At 62.9% G+C, this 4,291-nt stretch carries 6 protein-coding genes; 4 read left to right on the top strand and 2 right to left on the bottom strand.

Annotated features, from left to right (window positions below):
• Positions 1-1,014: 1,014 nt before the first annotated feature.
• Complete coding sequence (locus tag ACLMAL_RS39325; protein ID WP_412003720.1) at positions 1,015-1,554, top strand: HD domain-containing protein; 540 nt, start codon at positions 1,015-1,017, stop codon at positions 1,552-1,554.
• Here the strand turns inward: ACLMAL_RS39325 and ACLMAL_RS39330 are convergent.
• Positions 1,542-2,009, bottom strand: coding sequence for an NUDIX hydrolase (locus ACLMAL_RS39330; protein ID WP_412003721.1), 468 nt, complete (start codon positions 2,007-2,009; stop codon positions 1,542-1,544). The two genes, ACLMAL_RS39325 and ACLMAL_RS39330, sit on opposite strands and share 13 nt — an antisense overlap.
• A complete protein-coding gene (locus tag ACLMAL_RS39335; RefSeq protein ID WP_412003722.1) occupies positions 2,006-2,764 on the bottom strand; it encodes a DUF5919 domain-containing protein in 759 nt (252 codons plus the stop codon). The genes ACLMAL_RS39330 and ACLMAL_RS39335 overlap by 4 nt, the downstream gene beginning before the upstream one ends.
• Before the next feature lie 163 nt (positions 2,765-2,927).
• Here ACLMAL_RS39335 and ACLMAL_RS39340 point away from each other — a divergent pair, with 163 nt between their 5' ends.
• The 3 genes from ACLMAL_RS39340 to ACLMAL_RS39350 form a co-directional block, all read left to right on the top strand.
• Positions 2,928-3,371: a hypothetical protein gene (locus tag ACLMAL_RS39340; RefSeq protein ID WP_412003723.1), complete on the top strand. Its 444-nt coding sequence runs from the start codon at positions 2,928-2,930 to the stop codon at positions 3,369-3,371.
• Between the two features lie 5 nt (positions 3,372-3,376).
• Positions 3,377-3,658 (top strand): hypothetical protein, encoded by a 282-nt coding sequence (locus tag ACLMAL_RS39345; protein WP_412003724.1) that lies wholly within the window; start codon positions 3,377-3,379, stop codon positions 3,656-3,658.
• A 2-nt stretch (positions 3,659-3,660) separates the two neighbouring features.
• Positions 3,661-4,291: DUF2637 domain-containing protein (locus ACLMAL_RS39350; RefSeq protein WP_412003725.1), on the top strand; the 631-nt coding region annotated here is incomplete at its 3' end.

A 4,291-nucleotide genomic window follows, 5' to 3' on the forward strand; every position in this document is an offset into this window, starting at 1 on the left:
GCTCAAAGACCGCGACCTCGGCCGCGTTCCCGCTGCCGGAACAACAGAAGAATGAACCATCAACCCACCGGCCAGGGGGTCAGGATTCGGATTCCGGAAAGTGGTCATGATTCGCGTTCCGTTGACACAGTCCGACCTGGTGAGAAGCTTGGGTGCTTGGGAAAAGGGGCCCGGCCTTTCGGCTGACCGGTGACGGCTCGGTGACCGCCTACGCAGGTTCGGCAGAGTCTTATGAGGCAAGCGAGCGAAGCTCGTGCGGCAGCACCGTATGAGAGTCGGTGTGCTGGTGGCCGTCGATCGGGCAGAGTGCCGGCCGAACCGGGGGTCGGTGCAGTAGTGAGCAATCAGGAGTCGGGCGCAGGCTGTTGGCGCATACGTGCTGCCGACGCGCCCGGTGGGCCGCCAGCGCAGCCAGGCACGCCGGTTGCGCGGCGGCGGCGCGTATGCGCCGCCGCAGGCGCCTTGACTCTATATAGCGAAATTCAGCAACAACTCCGTGAGGTGACGGGCGCTCTGCAACTGGGGGTGTCGGACACAGGGGTCTCGTCGTGGAATCGGTTGCTGTTCTTGCGATTCCGCTCGGGCTGCTCAAGTACGCTGTGATCACCTCCAGCTCAGGGGCGGTGTGGCAGCTGGTCCAGGCCGCATCGCGCCGAGGAAGGAGGTGGTGGGAGATGGCGAAACATCGCCGGGCAAAGAGCAAGGCCCCGGTCGACTACGGCATCGTGCTTGCTTCAGCTGCCGTGATCGCCGGGGCGCTCATGCTGGTCCGCTGGTCTAGGGGCTAGGTGACCCATCAGGTGGGGCGTCGCGCCAACGGCGTCCCACCGCCCAGCATCACTCGCGTGACGACTCAACTGTACTGGTTGCACCGAGTCACAGGCGACTTTGAGAGGAAACTAAAGCGAAAGTCGCCGAGTCCGTCCGGCTGAGTCCACCCCTGTCTGACCGCCTGCTTACCCGGGAACGGATGCGTGCTCTGAGATAGCCGGCCGAAGCCGATACCTTGGATGTATGGCGCAAGACCTCGTTAGATGGGCGGCAGAACTCGCACACGAACACCTGCATACACTGCCGCGCAGGTTGCGGCACGTCGAAGGTGTAGCGCGGCGTGCGGCGCTAGCGAGTGACATCGTGGACGATCCGGTGTTGCTGATAGCTGCAGGCTGGCTGCATGACGTGGGGTATGCGCCAAGCCTCATCCGAACCGGGTTCCATCCGGTCGACGGTGCCACATTCCTTCGGCAATTGGACGCATCCGACCGGCTGTGCGCTCTTGTCGCGAACCACTCATGCGCCTGCGTGGAGGCACGGAACCGCGGAGTCGCCCTCGACTGGCCAGACGAACGGACACCACTGCGCGATGCGCTCTGGTGGGCCGACATGACAACCACAGCAGATGGGACGGACGTGACTCTGACCGAACGTCTGACAGATGTTTACCGCAGGTACGGAGAGGCTGACGTGGTTGCCCGGTCTGTGCGCGAAGCTGAACCGACATTGCGCGAGGCTGTCGACCTGACCGAAGGCCGGTTGCGACTTCAGGTGAAATAGGGCTCGGCCGACGGCTGCAGTCCGCGTTGGATTCTCGCCGTGATCGACGGATGGATATCGAGCCCCGAGATTTCCTCGAGAGGAACCCACCGCACCGCCTTGGATTCCGAGCTGGTCGAGGGCGTTCCGCCGATCGGCTCTGCCGCGAAGCAGATCGAGAATTCCTGTCGTACCTCGCCGTCGTCGTAGGCGATAACGTGACACGGGTCCGAGAAGATCCCGACGATTCCGAGGGGTCGGACTTGGATTCCGGTCTCCTCGGCGACTTCTCGCACTACCGCGTCGGCAACCGTCTCCCCGACTTCCATACCTCCGCCGGGAATCGAGTACTTGTCGTTGTCGGTGCGGTGGATCATGAGGATTCGTCCGTCCGAGTCTTGGACGAATGCGCTGACCGCAACTTTGAGGCTGTTCGCCTCTGGGGCATCGGGGTCGTTGAAGTAGTCGATCCTCATGCCACGCTCGCCTGTAGGTCTGCGGGCTTCGAGCCGGCCCAAACCTGTTCGAAGCTGGTTACATACGTTTCGAAGAGGTCTCCGCCCGCCAATCGGCGAAGGTGCATCGCAGGGGCGTAGGCCCCTGGCTGTCCGTAAACGTGCATGTTGACGATCATCTCGTCGTCGAACCGAAATACGGAGTTGTACAGCGTGGTGTCGTGGTAGCGAAGGTCCACGCCGTCGATCGACGCCAACGGCGTGATCAGGGATAAAGCATTTCGGATGCGCGCTGAAACCGTGCCGTCGGCAAGACGTTCCTCACTGCTCCGCTTCTTCGCCTCGTCCGCTTTCGGATCGCCGAACAGCAGCCGAATCGATGTGCCGTTCGCGGCCTTCTGCTTGACCTTTCGAGTGAATGACGGGTCTTCAGCGAGGAACAGTCCAGCGAGTACGAGGATCTCGATTCGATCGTTTGCGTTGTCGAGAAGCCTGCCCCAGAGGTCAGCAGGTACCGAACTGCGATGGGGAAAGACCTTCACGACCTCAGATTCGGCTATGGCTGAACGTCGTTCTGGGGAAACAGCATCCGGCCAGAGATAGTTCACGGTCTCCTTGACCAGGGAAGCAACTGCGTGTCGGTGCTTGGGGTACGGAACACGGCCTTTGGTGATCCACCGCTCAACAGTCTTCTGATCGACACCGGTCGCCTCGGCCACATGGTCGATGTTCACGCCGTTGCGTAGCAGCGCTTCACGAAGTCGCTCGTTTGCCATTCCATCTCCCGGGACGAGTAGGGACGACTTAATCGTAGCTAGGACGTCCCTAGATGTCCACGTATGTGGTCTTCATGTCTCGGAATTTCTTGGAAAGTACTGGTCAGCAAGGGATTCCGATCCACCGAGATGACACGAGACATACGACAAGGAGCTGATTTCGATGGCGCTCAAGGGCTACCGCTTCCCCATCTCCCACGCCGAAGCCTTCCCGCTGGGCCTGGTGCTGGTCGGCCAGATCGAGCCGCTGACCAAGTACAACCAGGACCGCAACGCTGCCCCTGAGCAGCGCTACGACTTCGACCCGAAGACCGGCACCGGTTCGGGCCTGCTGATGTGGAAGGCCACCGTCACCGATCCGTCGGAGACCAACTCCAAGCGCGCCAGCTTCCAGCTGATCTTCCTGGCGAATGTTCAGCCGGTTCCCTCTACTGCTGAGGTGTTGCCGGGTATGCGGCAGGTCGAGCTGGAGGGTCTGCAAGCTGAGCCGCGCGTGATGGGGCAGGGCGAGTTCAAGTACCAGGGCTTCAACTTCTATGCCGGTGGCATCAAGGGCGACAACTCCGGTGCGAAGGTCAACCAGCCTGCCGCCGCGAAGGCTGCGTGATCGTCATGTCGCACATTTCGACCTCGGCGGGGTCATGCGATCAGATCGATGTCGTCTATCACCCGGCCACGATCACCGAGCACGGTTACAACCGTTCGGCAACGGTGTGGATCTGCCTGGACAGCAACCGCGGCAGCTCGCACGCGACGATGTTCCTGGACATCGAACACGTGCGTGAGCTGGCACAGCGATTGCCGGAACTGCTGATGGCTCACGATGCGGCCGAGCACGCCCGCGCCGAACAGGCTGCCGCCGAGAAGTCCGCAGCCGAGTCCAAGGCGGCGTGACCGTGAGCGCGGCGGATCAGCAGTCCAAAGGAATGGCGTGGGCTCGCTGGTCTGCCGTTCTCGTGGTCGTGGTCATCGGTGTTGCCGCGTTCGTGTTGTCGTTCGCGGCGCTGGAGGACCTCGCGAAGAAAGCGCACACGCCCGAAGGGCTGGCGTGGCTGTTCCCGGTCATCGTGGACGGCACCATCATTCAGGCCACCATCGCTGTGTTGGCGTTGGCCGACACCGACGGCCGCAAATGGTTCGAATGTGTCCTGGTCGCCGGGGCTGCGGTCTCGATCGGCGGAAACATCGCTCACGCTCTGGTGTCCGGTCACGGGTACGGCTCTGCAGCTCTTGCGGTGATCGCCCCGGCTGCTCTGTTGATCGACACACACGGGCTGGCGGTGCTGCTGCGTACCCGCCGACCTGCCCCGACCGAACCGGCCGAACCGGCTGAGCCCGTGACGGATTCCGCACCCGCCGAACCCTCAACCCCCGAACCCTCGACCCCGGAACCTCCGGTCGCCGAACCCCTGGCCCCGGAACCCGTCCCGGTGAGTTCCCCGATTCCGCCGGCACCTGTCCGGCTCATCGCCCCACCGCGGCCGGTGACTCAACCTTTCCAACCCCCGCGTCCGATACCAGTCCGGC

Source organism: Nocardia sp. CWNU-33 (genome assembly GCF_046764895.1).
In the GTDB taxonomy this organism is placed as follows: Bacteria; Actinomycetota; Actinomycetes; order Mycobacteriales; family Mycobacteriaceae; genus Nocardia.

Bases quoted from the DNA above. Each gene is read 5' to 3' on its own strand.
- ACLMAL_RS39325 (WP_412003720.1), top strand. From the start codon at position 1,015: ATGGCGCAAGACCTCGTTAGATGGGCGGCAGAACTCGCACACGAACAC.
- ACLMAL_RS39330 (WP_412003721.1), bottom strand. From the start codon at position 2,009: ATGAGGATCGACTACTTCAACGACCCCGATGCCCCAGAGGCGAACAGC.
- ACLMAL_RS39335 (WP_412003722.1), bottom strand. From the start codon at position 2,764: ATGGCAAACGAGCGACTTCGTGAAGCGCTGCTACGCAACGGCGTGAAC.
- ACLMAL_RS39340 (WP_412003723.1), top strand. From the start codon at position 2,928: ATGGCGCTCAAGGGCTACCGCTTCCCCATCTCCCACGCCGAAGCCTTC.
- ACLMAL_RS39345 (WP_412003724.1), top strand. From the start codon at position 3,377: ATGTCGCACATTTCGACCTCGGCGGGGTCATGCGATCAGATCGATGTC.